The 21,016-nt window shown below is 73.1% G+C and carries 17 protein-coding genes; 4 read left to right on the top strand and 13 right to left on the bottom strand.

Going from position 1 to position 21,016, the window contains the following annotated elements; translation table 11 throughout:
• The first annotated feature begins 15 nt into the window (after window positions 1-15).
• A complete protein-coding gene (locus BM076_RS12950) occupies window positions 16-1,215 on the top strand; it encodes a serine/threonine-protein kinase (protein WP_093713610.1) in 1,200 nt (399 codons plus the stop codon).
• Here the strand turns inward: BM076_RS12950 and BM076_RS12955 are convergent.
• The 4 genes from BM076_RS12955 to BM076_RS12970 all read right to left on the bottom strand — a co-directional run bounded on the left by BM076_RS12955 (window position 1,193) and on the right by BM076_RS12970 (window position 6,295).
• Window positions 1,193-1,828 carry an FHA domain-containing protein gene (locus BM076_RS12955; protein WP_093713611.1) on the bottom strand — a complete coding sequence of 212 codons (636 nt, stop codon included), beginning with the start codon at window positions 1,826-1,828 and terminating at the stop codon, window positions 1,193-1,195. The two genes, BM076_RS12950 and BM076_RS12955, sit on opposite strands and share 23 nt — an antisense overlap.
• 151 nt (window positions 1,829-1,979) lie before the next feature.
• The gene (locus BM076_RS12960; RefSeq protein WP_093713612.1) at window positions 1,980-2,720 is read right to left on the bottom strand and encodes a GNAT family N-acetyltransferase; all 741 of its coding nucleotides are present in this window, start codon (window positions 2,718-2,720) and stop codon (window positions 1,980-1,982) included.
• 109 nt (window positions 2,721-2,829) lie between these two features.
• Window positions 2,830-4,806, bottom strand: coding sequence for an IucA/IucC family protein (locus tag BM076_RS12965; RefSeq protein WP_093713613.1), 1,977 nt, complete (start codon window positions 4,804-4,806; stop codon window positions 2,830-2,832).
• Window positions 4,807-4,897: 91 nt separating this feature from the next.
• Window positions 4,898-6,295, bottom strand: coding sequence for a diaminobutyrate--2-oxoglutarate transaminase (locus tag BM076_RS12970; RefSeq protein ID WP_407640652.1), 1,398 nt, complete (start codon window positions 6,293-6,295; stop codon window positions 4,898-4,900).
• Between the two features lie 217 nt (window positions 6,296-6,512).
• Here BM076_RS12970 and BM076_RS12975 point away from each other — a divergent pair, with 217 nt between their 5' ends.
• Entirely contained in the window at window positions 6,513-7,772 is a 1,260-nt protein-coding gene (locus BM076_RS12975) for a trypsin-like serine peptidase (protein ID WP_407640649.1), read from the top strand.
• A gap of 83 nt (window positions 7,773-7,855) precedes the next feature.
• On the opposite strand, the gene hflX is transcribed toward BM076_RS12975, so the two are convergent.
• From hflX to miaA, 5 genes are all read right to left on the bottom strand, one after another.
• On the bottom strand, window positions 7,856-9,349 hold the full coding sequence (gene hflX, locus BM076_RS12980; protein ID WP_093713614.1) for a GTPase HflX: 1,494 nt from the start codon (window positions 9,347-9,349) through the stop codon (window positions 7,856-7,858).
• A gap of 160 nt (window positions 9,350-9,509) precedes the next feature.
• Window positions 9,510-11,669, bottom strand: coding sequence for a RelA/SpoT family protein (locus BM076_RS12985; RefSeq protein WP_093713615.1), 2,160 nt, complete (start codon window positions 11,667-11,669; stop codon window positions 9,510-9,512).
• A gap of 221 nt (window positions 11,670-11,890) precedes the next feature.
• Complete coding sequence (gene dapF / locus BM076_RS12990) at window positions 11,891-12,796, bottom strand: diaminopimelate epimerase (RefSeq protein ID WP_093713616.1); 906 nt, start codon at window positions 12,794-12,796, stop codon at window positions 11,891-11,893.
• Between the two features lie 95 nt (window positions 12,797-12,891).
• Window positions 12,892-13,410 (bottom strand): hypothetical protein, encoded by a 519-nt coding sequence (locus tag BM076_RS12995; protein ID WP_093713617.1) that lies wholly within the window; start codon window positions 13,408-13,410, stop codon window positions 12,892-12,894.
• A 105-nt stretch (window positions 13,411-13,515) separates the two neighbouring features.
• Window positions 13,516-14,430 (bottom strand): tRNA (adenosine(37)-N6)-dimethylallyltransferase MiaA, encoded by a 915-nt coding sequence (miaA, locus tag BM076_RS13000; protein WP_245796019.1) that lies wholly within the window; start codon window positions 14,428-14,430, stop codon window positions 13,516-13,518.
• 130 nt (window positions 14,431-14,560) lie between these two features.
• Here miaA and BM076_RS13005 point away from each other — a divergent pair, with 130 nt between their 5' ends.
• Entirely contained in the window at window positions 14,561-14,905 is a 345-nt protein-coding gene (locus BM076_RS13005; protein ID WP_245796020.1) for an antitoxin, read from the top strand.
• Window positions 14,906-14,959: 54 nt separating this feature from the next.
• On the opposite strand, the gene BM076_RS13010 is transcribed toward BM076_RS13005, so the two are convergent.
• Together BM076_RS13010 and miaB are read right to left on the bottom strand one after the other, a co-directional pair.
• The gene (locus tag BM076_RS13010; protein WP_093713618.1) at window positions 14,960-15,676 is read right to left on the bottom strand and encodes a class III extradiol dioxygenase subunit B-like domain-containing protein; all 717 of its coding nucleotides are present in this window, start codon (window positions 15,674-15,676) and stop codon (window positions 14,960-14,962) included.
• Window positions 15,677-15,782: 106 nt separating this feature from the next.
• Window positions 15,783-17,276: a tRNA (N6-isopentenyl adenosine(37)-C2)-methylthiotransferase MiaB gene (miaB, locus tag BM076_RS13015; RefSeq protein ID WP_093713619.1), complete on the bottom strand. Its 1,494-nt coding sequence runs from the start codon at window positions 17,274-17,276 to the stop codon at window positions 15,783-15,785.
• A gap of 111 nt (window positions 17,277-17,387) precedes the next feature.
• On the opposite strand from miaB, the gene BM076_RS13020 reads away from it, so the two are divergent.
• The gene (locus BM076_RS13020) at window positions 17,388-18,419 is read left to right on the top strand and encodes a TAXI family TRAP transporter solute-binding subunit (RefSeq protein WP_093713620.1); all 1,032 of its coding nucleotides are present in this window, start codon (window positions 17,388-17,390) and stop codon (window positions 18,417-18,419) included.
• 37 nt (window positions 18,420-18,456) lie between these two features.
• Here BM076_RS13020 and BM076_RS13025 read toward each other — a convergent pair whose 3' ends face one another.
• Together BM076_RS13025 and BM076_RS13030 are read right to left on the bottom strand one after the other, a co-directional pair.
• Entirely contained in the window at window positions 18,457-19,947 is a 1,491-nt protein-coding gene (locus tag BM076_RS13025) for a sensor histidine kinase (RefSeq protein ID WP_093713621.1), read from the bottom strand.
• 18 nt (window positions 19,948-19,965) lie between these two features.
• Window positions 19,966-20,724, bottom strand: a complete 759-nt coding sequence (locus BM076_RS13030; RefSeq protein ID WP_093713686.1) for a response regulator transcription factor — start codon at window positions 20,722-20,724, stop codon at window positions 19,966-19,968.
• Between the last annotated feature and the right edge of the window lie 292 nt (window positions 20,725-21,016).

Below are 21,016 nucleotides of genomic sequence, written 5' to 3' on the forward strand. Positions count from 1 at the left end.
GGGGGCGAGGACGGAGTGTCGGGCGAGATCGGGATCGGTACGGTCCTCAGCGACCGCTATCTCCTGGAGGAGTCGCTGGGCGGCGGCGGGTACGGGCAGGTCTACGCGGCCCTGGACCGGTCGCTCGGGCGGCGCGTCGCGGTCAAGGTGCTGACGCTGCGCCCCGACTGGGCCGACGGTGAGCGCGACGAGCGGCAGGGCCGCTTCCGCAGGGAGGCGATGGCCGCGGCGGCGCTGAGCCACCCCAATGTGGCGACCGTCCACGACGCGGGCGAGCACCGCGGCAGGCCGTTCATCGTCATGGAACTGCTGCGCGGCTCCGACTTCCGCCAGGTGCTGCTGGACCGCGGCGGGCTGCCGGTGGCCGACGTCGTCTCGTACGGCGCGCAGATCTGCGCGGGCCTGCGGCACGCGCACGAGCGCGGTCTGGTGCACCGCGACGTCAAACCCGAGAATCTGATGCTTCTGCCCGACGGTGTCGTGAAGATCTGCGACTTCGGTCTCGTGGCACACCGGGACGACAGCGTCACGCGGTACACCGACCCGCGTGCGGTCATGGGCTCGCCGCCGTATTTCTCACCCGAACAGGCGCAGGGTCTCGATGTGACCGAGCGGTCGGACCTGTACTCGCTCGGCTGTGTGCTGTACGCGATGCTCGCCGAGGGGCCGCCCTTCTCGGCCGGTACGACGGTCGGATACGCGTATCTGCACGTCCACGAGGCGCCCGAGCGGATCGAGCGGCGCCGCCCCGAGGTGCCCGCGGAACTGGCCGACCTGGTGCACCACTTGCTCGCCAAGGACCCGCACGACCGGCCCGCGGGCGCCGGGGAGGTGGCCGACCGGCTGCGCGGCCTGCGGCGGCCCACTCCCGTACGGCGCAGCCCGACGGTGCTGGACCGCAACGCCCGCCATGTGCTGTGGGCGCTGCTGGAGGAGGCCGAGGGGCTGCTGGCCGCGGACCGCTTCACCGAGGCGGACGAGCGCTATTGGCAGGCGCTTCAGCAAATCGTGCGCAAGGGTGCGGAAAACGAGGCCGCATCATATGCGGCGCTTTTCGGCAGGGCGCGAGCGCTGGAGGGTCTGAACGGCGCCGCCGCGGTGGCGCGCCGTTTCGAGGACCTGTCGGCGGACGCCGCCGGGGCGTTGGGCCCCGAGCACCCGCTGGCCCGCTGCATCGCCGCCTATGCGGAGGTCAGGGCAGGAGGCGGACGGTGACGTCGGCGGCGAGCCTGATGGAGTCGCCGGGACGCAGCGGCGAACGTTCTCCGGGTGCGAGCCGGTAGCCGTGCGCGAAGGTGCCGTTGGTCGAGGACTCGTCGGCGACCCAGGCCGAGCCGTCGGCCTCGACGCCGATCGTGGCATGGATACGTGACAGATTGTCGTGCGCCGCGAGGAAGGGGACGGCGGGGCAGCGCCGGGGATCCCGCCCGAGGCGGATCATGTGGCCGGGCTGGACCGGGACGGTCTCGCCGCCGGGAAAACGCAGATGCAGCGCCCGCGACGGCGCCTCCTGGTGGTCCTCGGCCGGCCGCGGCAGCCCTCCGCGGATCGCGTTGAGCACGCGGGTGTGCTCGGGCTCGGCGTCGGCGGCGGACCGGCGGTGCGGCAGCAGCACAGCGGCTTCCGGCACGGCGACTTCGGGCGCGGCGGGCGGCCGGTCCCGGGGCGTCCCGGAGGCGGGCGTGCCGTGCATCCGCGAGGTGCCGGGCAGCACGGAGTTGCCGGGCATCAGCGAGAAGGGGACGAAGCAGCCCTGGCACAGCAGTTGTCCCGGCCTGACCTCCACGCCGCACTCCGGGCAGGCCGTTCCGCCCGCTCCCTCTCCCATGCCCGCCCCCACCTCCCCGCGGCAGCTTCCGCACGGCACTCCCGTACGGCGTTCGCGTACGCCGTTCGCGTACGGAATCCGGCGCGGATTCCCGTCCTGAAGCGCGTGTCGGCGCCCGTGCCGGGATCGTATCCGGCTCCCGGCGCCGGGTTCAGAGCCGGTCGCGCAGCGAGCGGTCGCGGATCATCAGGGCGGCGCGTTTGCCGGGCAGCCGAAGCTCGGCGGAGAGGCGGAATCCGCCGCTGAGGAAGGCGGCGACGGAAGGGGTGTTGCGCAGGTCGGGTTCCGCGACGACGCGGGGGCAGCCGGGGAGCTGGTCGAAAACGAGGTCGGAGACAACGCGCAGCAAGGCGGAGCCCAGGCCACGGGCGCGGTCGGCGACACCGCCGATGAGCAGGTGGACGCCCGTGTCGTGCGGCCGTGCGGGGTAGAAGCGGGCGACCGGGTCGAGGTCGGCCCGGTAGATCTCCCAGTAGCTCATCGGGACGCCGTCGAGCACCCCGAGGCACGGCACACTGCGGCCGTCGCCTTCGGTCTGGCCGCGCAGATGGCGCTCGGTGACCCCCGCGTCGCCGTCCAGCTCCCAGAATTCGGCGACGGCCGGATCGTTCATCCAGCGGGCCAGCAGCGGCAGGTCGCGCTCGACGCGCACCGGGACGAGCCGGAAGGAGCCCGCCGGGGTCCGCACGGCGGGCCAGGAGGCGACGGCACCGAGCAGGCCGGGCGCGGCGGTGTCCGCCGGTTCGTCGGCCCCCGTCTCGGCCGGGCCGGGCTCCGTCGCGGCGAAGAGGGCCAGAACCTCGGGCGGAAGCTTCAGGTCGAGGGTGTCCTCGGTACTGGAGTCGGCGGGTGTCGCCGATGGCACGGGTGTGGCCGGTGTCGCGGGTGTCACGGAGGCTCCTTCCCCTGGGCGGGGGCCGGTGGACGGGGCCCGGCGGCGCCGCGCGGTACGGCGGCCGGACGGGGTCCGGCGCGTACGCGGGCGGGCCCGGGCGGCCCGCTCAGACGGTCAGCGGATTGGGCATGGTGATGTAGACCGACTGGGTGTCGACGGGGCCGGCGAGTTCGTCCATTCCGTGCAGCCTGGTCAGCAGATTGGCCTTGCCGCGCAGTTCGGGGGCGTCCAGCAGCCGCGCGGGCAGATTGCTGCGGCCGCCCGCCGCCGCGGCCAGGAAGCGCCGGAAGGCGGCGAGCAGCACCTGTTCGTCGGCCAGCCGCTGCGAGCCGAAGGCCCCGATGAGGCCGAGCACATTGTTGATGCCGAGGTAGTAGGCGAAGCGTTCGTCCGCCACCTCGTCGGCGACGAAGGTGTCGCTCGCGGCCCCGATGCCCGGCAGTCGCCGTTCCAGCTCCGCGCGGCGCGACGCGCGGAAGTAGTACCCCTGGTTGTCGCGGTAGCGCCCGCCGTGGGGCCAGCCGTGGGCGTCGAGCAGGACGAGGGTGTTCTGCTGGTGCGCCTCCAGGGCGATGCCGGCCTCGCCGTCCAGCCACAGCACGGGCCGTACGACGGCGTCCAGATAGCGCAGGAACCATTCGGTGGCGACCGCCGTCGCGGGCCGCCCGCTGCGCTCCGCCAGCCGGTTGACCAGGACGGCGAGCCGGGACCGCAGGGCGGGTGCGGGGACACCGGGCCAGGGGCGCGGCGAGGTCAGACCCGCCACGCAGTGCGCCTGGTCGCCGGGGCCGAACGGGCTGTGCCTGAGCACCACGTCGAGGCCCGCCACCGGTGTGCCGTCCGGCGTGTCCACGCCGGTCCAGGCCGGGTCGCGGACGATGTCGAAGCCCGGGTGGACCGCGTGCCACTGCGCGGCGAGGCCGCTGCGCAGCAGGCGGTGCACCTCGGTGCCGCGCTTCAGCTCCTTGCGGAGGTTGTCCCGGCGGGAGTTGGTGATGCGCAGGCCCAGCGAGAGCTTGAGCATGGCCGGTGCGTCGGGCCGGTAGACCGTGCGGACGGACGAGGTGGGGTGCCACGGTTCGCCGAGCGGTCCCAGGTCGCGCAACAGCCCGGCGTCGAACAGCTCCCGTACGGCCGGCCGGTGCGCCAGGTCGCGGGCCTGCCAGGGGTGCACCGGGAGCGGCACCGTGCCGGCGGGGAGGTCGAGTTCCGGTCCGGCCATCGCCGCCAGCAGGTCGGCGGCGGGGATGGGCCGGCCGCGGTCGGTCCACGCCGAGTCGGTGGCCAGCACCGCGGTGTCCACCGCGAGCCAGTGCAGCACGCAGGAGCCGCGGGTCTCGGGCGAGTACGCGGCGCTCTCACCGTCGCCGAGCCCTTCGCGGCTCTTGGGGGCGGGATGCGCCGGATGGCCGAGGATCAGGGCCTGTTCCGAGTCGAGGAAGGGCAGTTCGGGTTCCGGCCTGCCGGGCCGTACGCGGCGCTCCGTGACGAAGACGGCGGTGCGCCGTACCGAATCGGCCACCCTGGCCACCAGGTCGTCGCCGTCGGCCGCCGGGCCGCCGCCCTCGCGGGCCAGCAGCGCGGCCAGCGCGACGGCGGTCAGCGGGGCGCCGGCGGCCGTGGTGAGGCGGACGGGGCCGAAGCGGTGGTGGCCGGTGGCCGACCAGTGCAGGACGCGGGTGTGCGCCTCGGTGCCGCTGGCGGGCAGCGGGATCCGCAGGTGGCCGTCGGCGGGTTCCGGAAGGCCCGCCTCGCGGACCCAGCAGCGCAGCAGGTTCTCGGCGCCCGCGGCGTCGGCGACGCGGTACGGGTCGGGGTCTTCCAGCGGGTCCTGGGGCTGGTCCCGGCTCTGGTCCCGGTCCTGGAGCTGGTCCTGGAGCTGGGGCTGGGGCTGGTGCTGGGGCTGGTCCCCGCCCAGGCCGTCGGCCGCGCTCGGGCGCCGGTCGGCGCCGGCCGTACGGGGCCGCTGGGCGGGTACGGCGCCTGCCGGGGGCGGCGCGGACACGGCGGGTGGCACGGCCGGGGCGAACGGCGCGGCGGCGTCCCGCGGTGTCACGGCGCCGGGATCGAGGTGTGCGGTCATGCCGGGGCTCCACTCGTCGGGTCCGCGCCATGGCGCGGCCTCTCGCGGTCGTTCGCCGGGTCGTACGGCGCCGTGCCGACGTCCGCCGGTGTCATGCGGCGCCGCCTCGTACGGCGGTGCTCGCGGTCGCGACGGCGGCGGCGAGCCGGTCGAGGACGGCCTCCGCCTGTTCGTCGGTGATGGTCAGCGGCGGCAGCAGCCGGACCACCGCGCCGTGCCGGCCGCCGAGTTCGACGATCAGGCCGCGGCGCAGGGCCTCCTGCTGGACGCGGGCGGCGAGTTGCGGCGCGGCCGGGAGCGCGCCGTAGTCGTCGGGGTCGGCCTCGGTGTCGACGAGTTCGACGCCGATCATCAGTCCGCGTCCGCGGACGTCGCCGATGCAGGGGTGGTGCGCGGCCAGGCCGCGCAGGCGGCTGAGCATGCGCGCGCCGACGGCCTCCGCGCGCTCGTGGAGGGCGTTCTCGCGGACGTAGCGGAGGGTCGCGGTCCCCGCGGCCATGGCGAGCTGATTGCCGCGGAAGGTGCCCGCGTGGGCGCCCGGCCGCCAGACGTCCAACTCGTCGCGGTAGACGATCACGGCCAGCGGCAGGCTGCCGCCGATGGCCTTGGACAGCACCATGACGTCCGGCACGATGCCGCTGCGTTCCACGGCCCAGAAGGTGCCGGTGCGTCCGACACCGGTCTGCACCTCGTCGACCACCAGGGGAATGCCCCGGGCGGCGGTGATCTCGCGCATCTTGCGCAGCCAGTCGTCGGGCGCCGGGATGACGCCACCCTCGCCCTGGACGGCCTCCAGGAGCATCGCGGCGGGCGGCTGCACCCCGCCCTTGGGGTCGTCCAGCAGGTGCGCGGTCCAGCGGGCGGACAGCTCGGCGCCGCGGTCGCCGCCGACGCCGAACGGACACCGGTAGTCGTACGGGTACGGCAGCCGCGTGACGCGGGCGTCCGGCTCGCCGACGGTTCCGCGTACGGCGGTGTCACCCGTCGCGGCGAGCGCGGCGGCGGTCATGCCGTGGTAGGCGCCGGAAAAGGCGAGCAGCCCGCCGCGCCCGGTGGCCGTACGGGCCAGCTTGATCGCGGCCTCGACCGCGTCGGTGCCCGCGGGACCGCAGAACTGGATCCGGCCGTGCTCGGCGAGCTCCGGCGGCAGGGTCTCGAACAGGGCGGTGGTGAAGGCGTCCTTGACCGGTGTGGCCAGGTCGAGGACGTGCAGCGGGGCGCCGGAGTCCAGGACGCCCCTGATGGCTTCCAGGACAACGGGATGATTGTGGCCGAGGGCGAGGGTGCCCGCGCCCGACAGGCAGTCCAGGTAGCGGCGGCCGTCGGCGGCCTCCACGGTCATGCCCCGCGCGCGGACCGGCACCACGGGCAGCGACCGCGCATAGGTGCGCGCCGCCGACTCGCGCTGCGCCTGCCTGCGGAGAATCGCCTCCCCCGCCGTGATGTCCGCGGCCGATTCCGCCAGTTGTCGCTCCGGCGCGCTCGAAATGGCGGCCACGTGCTCACTCCTCCGGTCGGCGTCAAGGCAGTCGTCCCCCGTCCGTACCAACGACCGGACCACAGCTCGATCACGGTCGGCACCGAGACTTTCCGGCCGGAACCGCGGAACAGCCCCGGCCGTCCCTCACACCGGCGGCATAGTGGGGGCCACCGCGCAGCGGGCGGCGACCGCCGCGCAGCCGAAGACATCTCAGGGGGAGCAGTCCATGTCGTCCAAGCGGTCGTCCCGTCCGGCGCGCGGGAATTCGCGCGAGAGTTCGCGCGGTAACACCCGCGGGAATACGCGCGTGAAATCGCCCAGCCGGTCGTCCATACGCAGGCCCTTCGTCGCCGCGGCGACCGCGGCCGTTCTCCTCGCGGGCGGTGCCACCGCGTGCGGGTCGTCCGGCAGCTCCTCCGACGCCAAGCCGCACGCGTCGGCGACGGCGGGCAACGACCTCGGTCTTCCGACGTCCTTCCCGACCAGCCTCAACGACCTGAAGCAGTGGGAGAAGGCGTACAAGAAGGGCGGCTGGAAGAACTGGGACAAGGCGAAATGGCTGCGCAAGGCGGCGGATTTCGTCAACCCGGTGATCGACGGCCTGTGGAGCGACGACCGCATGAAGGGCGCGGACCAGAGCGACAAGAAGGTGCCGACCGATGTGCCGGCCGATCAGGGCCAGAGCGACCCGGCACCCGACCCGGTGCAGGCGAGCCGGGTGACGGCGCCGTATCACAAGGCCGCACCTGGTGTCGGAAAACTCTTCTTCGACGGCCCCAAGGGGTCGATGGTGTGCTCGGCGACGGTGGTCGAGGATCCGGCGCATCCGGGCAAGTCGAATCTGGTGTGGACGGCGGGGCACTGCGTGCACGCGGGGAAGGCCGGCGGCTGGTACCGCAACATCGCCTTCGTGCCCGCCTACAACGACACGGGCAGGAGCGCCGACGAACTGCAGGGCGCGTCGCGTGACGTCCTGGCGCCGTACGGCGTCTTCTGGGCCGACTGGGCCAGCACCTCGGACGAGTGGATCAGCACCGGCGCCGAGTCCGGCGGCAGCGGTTCGCCGTACGACTTCGCCGTGCTGCATGTGAAGCCGGAGGACGGTGCGGGGTCCAAGTCGCTGGAGGAGACGGTGGGTTCGGCGATGCCCGTCTGGTTCGACGCGCCGTCCGCGACGAAGATCGACGCCATGGGCGCCTGGGGCTACCCCGCGGCGGCGCCCTTCAACGGCCAGCAGATGTACGACTGCGTGGGCAGGCCGGGGCGGCTGTCGCTGGACGCCGACGCGCCCACCGAGTACCGGATCGGCTGCACGATGACGGGCGGTTCCTCGGGCGGTGGCTGGTTCGCCCAGCGCCCCGACGGTACGACGGCGCTGGTCAGCAATACGTCGATCGGTCCGGTGACCAACACCTGGCTGGCGGGGCCGCATCTGGGCACGGAGGCGAAGAAGGTCTTCGACGGGGTGAGCGAGAAGTTCAGCTGACGGCCGCTCATGGTCGCCGGCGCATGAGTAAGGGGCCGCCTCCTGGAGGCGGCCCCTTACTGTTTATCGGGCTGTTTACCGGCTCAGTGCCTGACGAGGGTGAACGGGGCCAATTCCGCGGCCAGTTCCTCGTGCACCCGTACCTTGAGCAGCGTGCCGTCGCCGGTGTGCTCCTCGGAGAGCACCTCGCCCGAGGCGTGCACCCGCGAGACGAGACCGCCGTGCGTGTACGGCACGAGCGCCTCGACCTCGACGTCGGGCCGCGGGAGTTCCTCGTCGATGATCTCCAGCAGCTCGTCGATGCCCATGCCGCTGCGGGCCGACACCGCGATGGCGTGCTTCTCGTTGCGCAGCAGCCGCTGGAGGACCAGCGGATCGGCGGCGTCCGCCTTGTTCACCACCACGATCTCGGGCACGTCGAGCGCGCCGACGTCGCGGAACACCTCGCGGACCGCCGCGAGCTGCTCCTCCGGCACCGGGTGCGACCCGTCGACCACGTGCAGGATCAGGTCGGCGTCCGCGACCTCCTCCATCGTGGAACGGAACGCCTCGACCAGGTGGTGCGGCAGATGCCGCACGAACCCGACGGTGTCGGCCAGCGTGTAGAGCCGCCCGCTGGGCGTCTCGGCCCGCCGTACGGTCGGGTCCAGGGTGGCGAACAGCGCGTTCTCCACCAGGACGCCCGCGCCGGTAAGGCGGTTGAGCAGCGAGGACTTGCCCGCGTTGGTGTATCCGGCGATGGCCACCGACGGCACCTTGTGGCGCTTGCGTTCCTGGCGCTTGAGGTCGCGGCTGGTCTTCATCTCCGCGATCTCCCGGCGCATCTTGGCCATCTTCTCGCGGATGCGCCGCCGGTCGGTCTCGATCTTGGTCTCACCGGGACCGCGGGTGGCCATGCCGCCGCCCGAGGAGCCGGAGCCACCGCCACCCATCTGCCGGGACAGCGACTGGCCCCAGCCGCGCAGCCTCGGCAGCATGTACTGCATCTGTGCCAGCGAGACCTGCGCCTTACCCTCCCGGGACTTGGCGTGCTGCGCGAAGATGTCGAGGATCAGGGCGGTCCTGTCGACCACCTTGACCTTGACGACGTCCTCCAGGTGGATGAGCTGGCCAGGGCTCAGCTCACCGTCGCAGACGACGGTGTCGGCGCCGGTCTCCACGACGATGTCGCGCAGCTCCATGGCCTTGCCGGAACCGATGTACGTGGCCGGGTCCGGCTTGTCGCGGCGCTGGACGACGCCGTCGAGGACGACGGCACCGGCGGTCTCGGCGAGTGCCGCCAGCTCGGCCAGCGAATTCTCGGCGTCGTCGACGGTCCCGGTGGTCCACACGCCCACGAGCACCACACGCTCCAGGCGGAGCTGCCGGTACTCGACCTCGGTGACGTCCTCCAGCTCGGTGGAGAGTCCCGCGACCCGGCGGAGCGACGCACGGTCGGAGCGGTCGAACTGGTCGCCGTCCCGGTCCTCGTCGATCTCATGACTCCAGGCCACGTCCTCTTCCATCAGGGCGTCGGCCCGAAGGCTCTCGGGGAGGCGCTGGCGGTTGTTCGAAGAGGAAGAAGAGGTGGAGGTCATTGGATCCTTAGGTCGTACGGTCAACGGCTCGGCGGTGTTTCCGCCGCTACTACGATGGTCGCACGCCGGACACCGGTGGTCACGCGGGTTTCGCCGCGGGTGTCCCGCGCGGGCCCGCCGCCCGGACCGGACACGCCGCCGGACAGCCGTTTCCCGCGGGTCAGGGACGGGCCGCGGCCACGGTGAGCCGCGCGCGGTAGACGTCGTAGACGCCCGGCACCGACCGCATCGCCCGCATCAGGGCCGTCAGGGCCCCGGGGTCGGGCAGCTCGACGGTGTACGTGTGCCGCACGCGGTGCTCCTGCGGGGGTTCCACCGCGGCCGAGACGATCCCGACGCCCTGGGCGGCGATGGCCTCGGTGAGGTCGGCGAGCAGCCGGGGCCGGCTCAGCGCCTCGGCGAGGACGGTGGCGCGGTAGGCGTTGGCGGAGCCGCCGTCGCGCCAGCGGACCGGTACGGGGGTGCGGCCCGCCGCGGTCATCCGGGCGGTGCTCGGACACTCCACGCGGTGGACGGCGACGGTGCCGCCGCGGATCACGAAGCCGGTCACGCCGTCCGGCGGCACCGGCGTGCAGCAGCGGGCCAGCCGTACGGTCGCGTGCGGCAGGTCGGTGACGGCGACCGGCTCCGCGGTCGGCGGCTCGTCCGCGGTGCGCTCCGGGCGTACGGCCGGTGCCGCCGTCTGCTGGTCCTCGTCGTCCGCCGCCGGGTGCTGGGCGAGCCACCGGGTGATGGCGATCCGGGCGGCCGGGGTGATGGCGCGCTCCAGCCAGTCGGCGTCGGGGCCGGAGGCCGCGCTGTCGGCCATCAGCAGCTGAAGGGTGTCGCCGTCGCGCAGCCGGGTGCCCAGCGGGGCCAGCCTGCCGTTGACCCGGGCGCCGACGCACCGGTGGCCGGCCTCGCCGTGCACCGCGTAGGCGGCGTCCACGCAGCTCGCGCCGGCGGGCAGCCGCACCGTACCGGTGGATTCGCCGGACTCCCCGGACTCGGCGGCGAAGACGGTGATCTCGCGGTCCTGCGCGAGGTCGTCCCGCAGCGCGGACCAGAAGGTGTCGGCGTCGGGCGCGTCGCGCTGCCACTCCAGCAGCCTGGCGAGCCAGCCGGGCCGGGTGGGGTCCACGCGCGTCCCGGGCTCGCCCTCCGCGGTCTGCGGGGTATCGGCGACGGCGTGCGGATCGCCGAGCGCGATCACCCCGGCCTCGGCGACCCGGTGCATCCGCCGGGTGCGCACCAGCACTTCGGCGACCCGGCCGCGGTCGTCGGCGACGGCGGTGTGCAGCGACTGGTACAGGTTGAACTTGGGGGCGGCGATGAAGTCCTTGAACTCCGCGATGACCGGGGTGAAGCAGGTGTGCAGCTCGCCGAGGACGGCATAGCAGTCGGCGTCCTCTGCGACCACGACGAGCAGCCGGCCGAAGTCGCAGCTGCCGAGTTCCGCGCCGCCGCGCTTGAGCAGGACGCGGTGCACGGACACCGCGTGGCGCGGCCGGATGGCGATCTCGGCGGCGATGCCCGCCTCCCGCAGTACCCTGCGCAGGTCCTCGGCGACGGCCGCGAGCAGGTCGGGCCCGTCGGCGTTCGCAGCGATCATGGCGCGGGTCCTGGCGTGCTCCTCGGGATGGAGGATCGCGAAGACCAGGTCCTCCAGCTCGGTCTTGAGGGCCTGCACACCGAGCCGTTCGGCGAGCGGGATCAGCACGTCCCTGGTGACCTTGGCGATCCTGACCTGCTTCTCGGGGCGCATCACGCCGAGCGTCCGCATATTGTGCAGCCGGTCGGCCAGCTTGATCGACATCACCCGTACGTCGTCGCCGGTGGCGAGGAGCATCTTGCGGAAGGTCTCGGGTTCCGCGGCGGCGCCGTAGTCGACCTTCTCCAGTTTGGTGACGCCGTCGACGAGGTAGCCGACCTCCTGGCCGAACTGCTCCCGCACCTGATCGAGCGTCACATCGGTGTCCTCGACGGTGTCGTGGAGCAGTGACGCGGTCAATGTGGTGGTCTCCGCGCCCAGTTCGGCGAGGATCAGGGTGACGGCCAGCGGGTGGGTGATGTACGGCTCGCCGCTCTTGCGCATCTGACCGCGGTGCGAGGACTCGGCGAGCACATAGGCGCGGCGCAGGGTCTCGATCGCCTCGGGGCCCGCCTCGGGGTGGCGGGCGCGGTGGACCTTGGTGAGGTGCTCGATGGCGTCCGGGACCCGGTCGCGGCCGCCGGTGCCGAGCAGTGCCGCGCGGCCGAGCCGGAGCAGATCGATGCGGCGCAGTCCTCGTCGCGGGGTCCCGTCGGTGCGGGCGGCGTCCACCGCGTTGTCTGCACTCATCGGGCACCTCCAGCAGCGTCAACCGGCTGCGGACGCTTTCCACGCCCCGTGGGGCCGCGCCGGTGATTGATGCTACCGAGCCCACCACGTGCGGCAGTCACGCTCTCGCCGAGAGTGATCCCCATCACCCGTTCGAGCGAACGTGTGCGGGAATGACGGTCGGACGCGGCCGGTCGGAGGACGTCGGTCCGCCGCCTCGGAGGCTCGCGGTGCCGCGGGGGTCAGCGGGACGCGAGTCCCAGCCACTCGGGGTCGATGACACCCTCCGCGACGATCACCGCGGGTCCGGCCATCTCGATCTGCCCGTCGACGGTCTCGGTGATCACCAGCCGGCCGCCGGGGACGTCGACGGTGTACGTGACCGGGCGGCCGGTCACGGCCGGGTCGGCGCCGTCCCGGCGGGCGGCGGCGACCATCACCGCGCAGGCGCCGGTGCCGCAGGACCGGGTCTCGCCCGATCCCCGCTCGTGGACGCGCAGGGCCACATGGCGCGGCCCGCGGTCGACGACGAATTCGACGTTGGTGCCCGCCGGGTAGGCCGCGGCGGGGGCGACGGCGGGGGCCTCGTCAAGGGTGCCCGCCTGGTCGAGCGAGTCGACGAAGGCGACGGCGTGCGGATTGCCCATGTCGACATGGCGCGCGGGCCAACTGCGGTCGCCCACCGTGACGGTGACCTCGTCCTCGGGCAGACCCGCGACGCCCATCCGTACGGTGACATCGCCGGGCGTGCCGTCCTCGGCGTCCTTGGCGATGTGGACCTCCCGCACCCCTGCGCGGGTGGCGACGGCCAGGTCGCCCGCGTCGGTGAGTCCGGCGCGCTGGAGGTAGCGGGCGAAGACGCGGACGCCGTTGCCGCACATCTCGGCGATGCTGCCGTCGCTGTTGCGGTAGTCCATGAACCACTCGGTCCGGTCCGCGTACGCGGCGGCCTCGGGGTGGGCGGCGGAGCGGACCACGCGCAGCAGGCCGTCGCCGCCGATCCCGGCGCGGCGGTCGCACAGCCGGGTGACGTCGGCCGCCGACAGGTCGAGCCGGCCGTCCGGGTCGGGGAGGATCACGAAGTCGTTCTCGGTGCCGTGGCCCTTGAGGAAGGCGAGCGGTGCGGTGTCGTGGTGCGTGTCGGTCACGCCCTCGATCGTACGCGGACGGCGAGACGTGGCGGCGGCGCGGGCCGCTGGGTGCGGTCGTACGGACCACCGGGTGCGGCTTGGGAGGGGTGCCCTCAGCGCAGGCGGGCGACGCGCCAGACGGCGAGCACCGCGAGCAGGACGATCAGCGCGGTGTAGCCCGCCACGTAGCGCCAGTCGATACGGGCGCCGGAGCCGCGGGCGGGCATGCCGGGCCAGGTGTAGCCGACCCGGCGGGCGGCCATCAGACCCCACCCCGCCGAGCACGAGCACAACAGCAGCCCGAGCATGGCGACGACGGGACCGGCGTCACCGGACTCGAAGGCGAGCGGGAAGGCGAACATCAGTGAGCCGGCCACCGCGAGGGCGATGATCGGCGCGAGCTGCCAGATCCGCAGCCTGCGCTGGGGGCGCAGCTCCCGGAAGGACGCGCCCTCCTCCATCGGCGGAATGGGCTCGATCGGCTCCAGCGGATCGAGGGATTCCAGCGGCTCGAAGGACTCCAGTGCGTTCCGGGAATCGGGGAACGCGCCACCGCGCTGCGACTGCCCGGGAATCTGGGATTCCGCCGCGGGGTCGCGCCCGGCTGGGGTGTCGCGTGGGCCGGCTTCCATCGCCACGCGCCCTCCCGATTCTCCGACACCGTAGCTAGATGCTCGATGATGGCACGGCCCGGAGCGTGGTCCGGAACGCCGGAGCGTCCCGATGCCATCACGTGATCAGGCTGTGACCGCTTCTTGGAGCAACGTCAGCGCCTGGTCGGTGAGTTCCGTGCCGCGCGCCGTGAGCCAGTGCACACGCGGGTCACGGCGGAACCACGAGTCCTGGCGGCGGGCGAACCGTTTGGTGGCGCGGACGGTGGTGGCGCGGGCCTCGTCCTCGGTGCACTCCCCGGCGAGCGCGGCGAGCACCTGCTGGTAGCCGAGCGCGCGGGAGGCCGTACGGCCCTCGCGCAGGCCGACCGCCTCCAGGGCGCGGACCTCGTCGACCAGGCCGGCGTCCCACATCCGGTCGACCCGCAGGGCGATCCGCTCGTCGAGTTCGGGGCGGGGCACGTCGACACCGATCTGGACGGTGTCGTAGACCCCTTCTGGGCCGGGGAGGTTGGCGGCGAAGGGACGGCCGGTGATCTCCACCACCTCGAGGGCGCGGACGATGCGGCGGCCGTTGCTGGGCAGGATGGCACGGGCGGCCTCGGGGTCGACGGCGGCGAGCCGGGCGTGCAGGGCGCCGGAGCCGCGCATGTCGAGTTCGGCCTCCAGGCGGGCGCGTACGGCGGCGTCGGTGCCGGGGAATTCCAGGGCGTCGATCGCGGCGCGCACATAGAGACCGGAGCCACCGACCAGCACCGGGACGCGCCCTTCGGTGTGCAGCCGGTCGATCTCGGCGCGGGCCAGCCGCTGGTAGTCGGCGACATTGGCGGCCTGTGTGACGTCCCAGATGTCCAGCAGATGGTGCGGGACGCCGCCGCGTTCCTCCGGCCGGAGCTTGGCGGTACCGATGTCCATCCCGCGGTAGAGCTGCATGGAGTCGGCGTTGATCACTTCGCCGCCCAGGGTCTGTGCCAGGGCCACGCCCAGATCGGACTTCCCGGCCGCGGTCGGGCCGACGACGGCGATCACACGGTTCTTCACAGGGCCAGTCTCGCAAAGATTCGGCGCTGACCTCGATCGATCGGCGCGACGCGGGACACCGGGCCCGCGGGTATGGTCGGGAACAGGGCGGGATGTTCTTCGATGCTTCGGAAGGTGCCAGATGGGCTTCATGGACTCGTTCAAGGACAAGCTCAGCGTCGCGAAGACCAAGGCCGGCGACCTCGCGCAGCAGCACGGCGGCAAGATCGAGTCGGGTCTGGAGAAGGCGGCCCACACCGTCGATTCCAAGACCGGCGGCAAGTACAGCGAGAAGATCGGGTCAGGCGTCGACAAGGCCAAGGGCGCGCTGGACAACCTCAAGGACAAGGGCAGCGAGACGGCGTCCGGACCTGACAGCGCCGCGGGGCCCGCCACCGGCACCGACAGCGCCACGGGGCCCGGCAGCGGCACGGGCTCTGGCACCGGCGCCGGCACCGGCACCGGCATGACTAAGGACGACGGCCCCTCGGCCTGACCGACTGACCGACCGGGAACGGCCGGTGCGGCCCGGCGCCCGCCGACGGGCCGGCTACGTCCAGGCCGCCACGGCGTAGCCCACCCCGTACGGCGCCGACGCGTACAGCAGCTCGCCCCCGAGCCCGGCCCCGTCGGCGGCGCCCGCCAGCACCTGCCACGGCGCCCGCCCCGACACCTTCAGCGCGTCGGCCAGCTCCGCGTCGAGTGCGGCCAGCGCGCCCGTGTCGGCGGCTCCCAGGGCGGCCGTCACGGCAGCGTCGAAGGGTTCGGCGCGCTCGTCCAGATAACCGGGTGCCTTCAGGGTCCGGCAGGCGCTGCCGTCCCCCATGACGAGCAGGGCGACGCGGTCCGCGTCCGCCGCCAGGGCGCGGCCGGCGTCGACGCACCGCGGCTGCTCCAGTTGCCCGCCGACCCCGAGGCCCTCGACGGGTGCCGCCGTCCAGTCGCGCAGCAGCCACGCGGCGACGGCCAGCGACGGCGGGAGAGCCCGTACGGGCTCCGTGGCGGCCCGATCACGGTCCGCACCGAGCCGGACGTCGACCGGGACGCCGAAGGGCCGGAAAGAGCCGCCTGTGCCCTCGGCATAGGCGGCACGGTGCTCAGGGCCGGCCGGGCCGACCACCACCAGCCGGTCGGGCCGGGACGCGGCCAGGACGCCGATCGCGTCGGCGCAGGCGTCCCGCAGCGCGTCCAGTTCGGGAGCGGCGCCTGCCGCCACCTCCGGGACCAGCAGCGGCGGGCAGGGACAGACGGCAGCGGCGACCAGCATGATCGAAATCCTACCGGCGCGACCCCGCGGAAGAACGGCCCTCCCGCGGACCGGACCCCGGCACGTACGGCGCCGTGCGCCGCCGTCGCCCGACGCGGGCGGCCCGTCACTCGACGCTGCAACCGCCCTGGACGGCCATGGGCACGGGGGCGGGCGCGCCGATCGTCGGCAGGCCCAGCATCACCCCGGCCGGGGTCGCGGGGGCGGCGGTGCGCCGCTCCCACGCGTCGCCCGCGCGGGTGCGGCGGACGGCGAGCGCGGGCTTCTCCGCGAGCAGGTGGTGCGGCGCGGCGTAGGTGATCTCGACGGTCACCATGTCGCCGGGCCTGACCGGCTCGTCCGGGCGCTCGAAGTGCACCAGCCGGTTGTCAGGGGCGCGGCCGGACAGCCGCCGGGTGGCGTCGTCCTTGCGGCCCTCGCCCTCGGCGACGAGCACTTCGAGGGTCCGCCCGACCTGCTTCTTGTTCTCCTCCCAGGAGATCTCCTCCTGGAGGGCGACCAGCCGCTCGTAGCGCCGCTGCACGACCTCCTTCGGGATCTGCCCCTCCATGTCGGCGGCGGGGGTGCCGGGCCGCTTGGAGTACTGGAAGGTGAACGCCTGCGTGAAGCGCGCCTCGCGGACCACGTGCAGCGTCTGCTCGAAGTCCTCCTCGGTCTCGCCGGGGAAGCCCACGATGATGTCGGTGGTGATGGCGGCGTCCGGCATCGCGGCGCGCACCTTGGCGATGATCCCGAGGTAACGGTCCTGCCGGTACGACCGGCGCATCGCCTTCAGCACCCGGTCGGAGCCGGACTGCAGCGGCATGTGCAGCTGGTGCATCACATTGGGCGTCTCGGCCATGGCGGCGATCACGTCGTCGGTGAAGTCGCGCGGGTGCGGCGAGGTGAAGCGGATCCGCTCCAGGCCGTCGACACCGCCCGCGGCGCGCAGCAGCTTGCTGAACGCCTCGCGGTCGCCGATGTCGGAGCCGTACGCGTTCACGTTCTGGCCGAGCAGGGTGACCTCGATGACGCCCTCGGCGACCAGCGCCTCGACCTCGGCGAGCACATCGCCGGGCCTGCGGTCCTTCTCCTTGCCGCGCAGCGCGGGGACGATGCAGAAGGTGCAGGTGTTGTTGCAGCCGACGGAGATCGCGACCCAGGCGGCGTACGCGGACTCCCGGCGCGACGGCAGCGTCGAGGGGAAGGTCTCCAGCGACTCGACGATCTCGACCTGGGCCTCTTCCGCGATCCTGGCCCGCTCCAGCAGCACGGGGAGCTGTCCGATGTTGTGGGTGCCGAAGACGACGTCGACCCAGGGCGCCCGCTTCACGATCGTGTCGCGGTCCTTCTGCGCCAGGCAGCCGCCCACGGCGATCTGCATGCCGGGCCTGGCCGCCTTCTTGGGCACGAGCTGGCCCAGATTGCCGTAAAGACGATTGTCGGCGTTCTCCCGCACCGCGCAGGTGTTGAAGACGACGACATCGGCGCCGTCGGCGTCTGCGGGTGCGCGGACGTACCCCGCGTCCTCCAGCAGGCCGGACAGCCGCTCGGAGTCGTGGACGTTCATCTGGCACCCGTAGGTGCGGACCTCGTATGTACGCGCGCTCATAACAATCATCCAGAGTACGTGGTCGCCGCGGCCCGCCGCCCCCGCCTTCCACAGACGGGGCCCGGCCGCGGGGCGGCTCGGCCTTCCCCTGGTCACGCCCGGCTGGCAGGATCCCGGTGCATGGACCTCACCCACCTGGCCGAACGCCTGCGCACCGCCGTGCGGGCGCCCGTGCGCGGGCCGGGCGGGAGGCGGGCGCTCCAGGCGCTGCTCGCCGGGTCGTCGGTGCTGGCGCTGCTGCTGTGGTGGCTGCTGCCGAGTTCGGGCCCGTCGTATCCGCGGGCGCCGATGTCGCTGGCCACGGGCGTGGCCAACGGGGTGTACGAGAAGTACGGAATGCTGCTCAAGGGCGATCTGCACACGGCGCTGCCTGGGGTGCAGGTCAATCTGCTGCACACCCAGGGCTCGGTCGACAACATCAAGCGGGTGGTGTCGGGCCGCGCCGACTTCACCATCGCCGCGGCCGATGCCGTCGCCAATTACCAGGGCCCGGGCAAGGACGAACTGCGCGCCTGCGCCCGGCTCTACGACGACTACATGCAGCTTGTCGTACCGAGCGACTCCACGGTGCGCTCCGCACGTGACCTGCGCGGGCTGCGCGTCGGCGTCGGCCAGGCGGACTCCGGGGTCAATCTCATCACCAGGCGGCTGTTCGCGGCGGCGGGCCTGGACATCACCAAGGACGTCGACGCGATACCGGTCGGCATCGACCAGGCACCCTCGATGCTGCGCGAGGGCCGGCTCGACGCCTTCTTCTGGTCCGGCGGGCTGCCCACCGCGGCCGTCACCGAGATGGCCCGTACGAAACCGGGCATCAAGCTCGTACAGCTCGGCGACCTGGTGGCGAAGCTGCACGCCATGGGGCCGCAGATGGCCTACTACCGGCAGGCCGTGATGCCCGCCGACGCGTATCCGCAGGCGCAGAAGGGGCAGGCCGTCGCGACCATCGCCGTCGCCAATCTGCTGGTCACCACCGATCACGCGAACACCGGTCTGGTGGAACGCCTGACGCGTGCGGTGATCGACAGCCGGGACGCGATCGGCAAGGAGGTGCACGCGGCGCAATTGGTGGACCTGCGGACCGCGGTGTTCACCGATCCGCTGCCGCTGCACGTGGGCGCGGAGCGCTACTACCGGTCGGTGAAGCCGTAGCGGAGCTGCCTGGCCGGCCGCGGCCCCGGTGGGGCGGTCAGACGCCGACCGGCGCCGTACGGGGCACGGTGAGCGTGACCTCCAGTCCGTGCGGCTCGCGCCGCCCGTAGGTGATGTCGCCGCCGCCCTGGCCGAGCAGGGCGCGGGCGATGGACAGGCCGAGTCCCGAGCCGTGCACATTCTGGTGGCGGGCGCTGCGCCAGAAACGATCGCCGATCCTGGCGAGTTCCTCGTCCGTCAGGCCGGGGCCGCTGTCGGCGACGGTGATCGCGGCGCGTTTGCCGTCGGTGCCGACCCGCACGTGGACGGCCTCGCCGCTCGGCGTGAATTTGATGGCGTTGTCGATCACCGCGTCCAGGGCGCTGGACAGGGCGACGGCGTCGGCCCAGCCGATCACCTCGGGCACGGTGTCCGCGGACTCGCCACCTTCTTCGTAGGCGTCGGCGTCCTCGGCCGCACCATATGCGGCGAATTCCACGGTGATCCCCGCCCGGTCGGCGACCGGCCGCCACGCGTCGGCGCGGGTACGGGCCAGCGCCGCGAGGTCGGTGAGCGCCAGGTGGCTGCCGGCGCGCTCGGCGAGCGCCAGGCCCAGCAGATCGTCGAGCACCTGGGCGAGCCGGTGCCCCTCCTCCTTGACCGCCAGCGCCTCGGTGTGGCCGTCGGGCAGTTCCAGGCCGAGGAGTTCGATCCGCAGCAGCAGGGCGGCCAGCGGATTGCGCAACTGGTGCGAGGCGTCCGCGACGAAGGCCCGCTGCTGGTCGAGCACTTCCTCGACATTGTCGGCCATTTCGTTGAACGACCGCACCAGGCGGCGCAGTTCCGGGGGGCCGCCGGCCGTGCCGACCCGGGACTTCATCCGGCCGGTGGCGATGTCGTGTGCGACCCGGTCGAGCCGGGCGACCGGCAGCAGCACCCAGGCGGTCAGCCGTACCGCGCACAGGACGGCGATGGCCATCGCCGCCAGTTCCCCCGCCGCCAGTAGCAGCCAGCCGTGCAGGATGCGCGAGCGCAGGGCGCCGGTCGGCGAGTCGGTGACCACGACGGCGACCACGTCACCGTCCCTGACGATCGGCGAGGCGATGGCGAGCTTGCGGTGCTGCCACGGCCACACCTGGCGGGGGTCGTGGGTGCGGCGGCCGAGCAGCGCCGAGTTGTAGGCGTCGTAGAGCTCGCCGGTGTCCGGCACCTGCCAGTCCCCCGGCGCCGAGGCCATCGCGGTGCGGTCGCGGTAGAAGACACCGGCGTCGATGCCGTACAGGTCCTTGTAGCGGGCGAGTTCCGTGCGCAATGTGTGCAGCCGTTCGTCGTCCGCGCTGTCCTCGGCGGACTTGTCGTCGCGCGAGGTCTGCTCGTCCCTGGCCGTCACATATTGGGCGAGGGCGGCGAAACGCGTGGTGTCGTCGATCCGGTCGACCACGACGCGCTGCTGCTGGGACGCGGCCTGGCTGGCGGCCAGCGGGAAGCCGAGGGCCAGCAGGACGCCCGCCATCAGCACGATGAGCAGCGGGAGCAGACGGGTGCGCAAGGTGACGGCCTCGGCGGGTCAGCCGACCGGGACGACGAGCCGGTAGCCGACTCCGCGCACCGTCTCGATCATGGCGGGCGTGCGCAGTTTGGAGCGCAGCGACGCCACATGGACTTCGAGGGTGCGGCCCGTGCCCTCCCAGGCGGTGCGCCACACCTCGCTGATGATCTGTTCCCTGCGGAAGACGACACCGGGCCGCTTGGCGAGCAGCGACAGCAGGTCGAATTCCTTGCGGGTGAGGGCGATCAGCGCGCCCTCCACGGTGACGCGGCGCGTGGACAGCTCGATGGTGACCGGGCCGAGCAGCAGCTTGGCGTTCTCCTGCGGTCCAGGACCGCCGCGCGGGCTCTGCTCGGCGCCGGTGACGTCGGCTCCGCCGGTGGGCTGCCCGGGGGCGCCCTGCGGGCGCAGCGGCGGGCGGCGGCTCACCGCGTGGATCCGCGCCAGCAGCTCACCCGTGTCGTACGGCTTGACCACGTAGTCGTCCGCGCCCAGGTTGAGGCCGTGGATCCGGGAGCGTACGTCGGCCCGCGCGGTCACCATGATCACGGGTGTCGCGGTGCGCCGCCGGATCCGGCTGCACACCTCGAAGCCGTCCTGGTCGGGCAGGCCGAGGTCGAGCAGGACGCAGTCGTACGCGGGTCCCTCGCCGGGCAGCAGCGCCTGGATCGCCTCCTCGCCGCTGCGGGCGTGCCGCACGTCGAAGCCGTGCTTGCCCAGGACCGCGGAGAGGGCGGCGGCGACACGGTCGTCGTCTTCCACGAGGAGCAGTCGCACGGTCAACCTCCCTGTTCATCCGGTATTACGGTCATTCGGGCCGATCTGACGGGTGTGTGATAGCGGTGCCTGTGCACGGAATCCACGCCGATCGGTACGGGGTGCGTCAAGGGGCTACCGGCCCGCGCGGCGGACCGTTACCGACCCGGTACGCATCGGGGTGTCCGCAGGCGCGCACGGAGCACGTGGGGCGCGCGGACCGGCGCACCGCGCCGAGGGCCGACCGTCGCTTGACGTGGGCAGGCGCAGTGGGTTGCATACGCTTTGTGACCGCACTTCTTCCGGGGACCTG

Source organism: Actinacidiphila alni (genome assembly GCF_900112845.1).
GTDB lineage: Bacteria > Actinomycetota > Actinomycetes > Streptomycetales > Streptomycetaceae > Actinacidiphila > Actinacidiphila alni.